The organism is Pseudonocardia sp. GCM10023141 (assembly GCF_042653605.1).
The window spans coordinates 1-743 of sequence record NZ_JBHSIR010000097.1 but is presented as its reverse complement, the minus strand read 5'-3'; the positions used below and the strand labels follow the sequence as shown (position 1 = coordinate 743).

General features: G+C 67.0%; 1 pseudogene. It reads right to left on the bottom strand.

What is annotated here, in order from left to right:
* Positions 1–654: pseudogene (locus tag ACFPFQ_RS48235) on the bottom strand (hypothetical protein); the annotation flags it as partial.
* Positions 655–743 lie beyond the last annotated feature (89 nt).

The window sequence follows — 743 nt, the reverse complement described above, 5'->3', positions numbered from 1 at the left end:
GGCGTGGCCGTGTTCGTCGCGGGGCAGCGGCTCGTCGGGGTCTTCCAGCTCGAAGTAGGTGGAGGTGGTGTCGAAGAACAGCAGGTCGACCTCGAGGTTGAGCAGGTTCGCGACCTGGCCGAACACCTCCCGTTCCAGGTGGTCGGCCGCGTCGTGGAGCCAGTCCATCGCCCGGTAGCAGACATCGTCGCTGGTCTCGGGCAGCCCGTCGATGTGCACGTCGTGGGTGATCCAGTCCGCGGCGGCCAGCTTCGAGGACGGGGCGAGTGCCCGGTTGGCGACGAGGGCGAACAGCACCCGCTCGAACGGGGAGCTGACCCGCCGCTTGGCGAGCAGCTTGGTCATCGCGGTGTCGATGCCCAGCCGGCGCCACAGCCCGTCGAGCACATCGGTGCCGCCGAGTGGACGCGAGCAGATCAAGCTCAGATCCGACCCGCCGGTGGCCCTCAACGCGGCGGCCGGGTCGAGCAACCGTGACAGCGACACGATCAGCCGCTCGATCGCCGCGGTGTCGACCTGGTCGGTCCGCCCGAAGCTGTAGAGGATCTTGGTGCGGGAGGTCCGGGCGGCGGGGTCCCAGTCGTTGTGGACCAGCTGCAGATACGACACCCGGGTCCCGTTGCGGTTCTCTCGCTTCACCTCCCGCAAGAACATGTCCCAGACCATAACGGCATCTGTGCAGCTCAAGCAACTATGGGTGTCCGATTCGTGTACTAGGGGTTCGCGAGGTGGAACGCTAGACG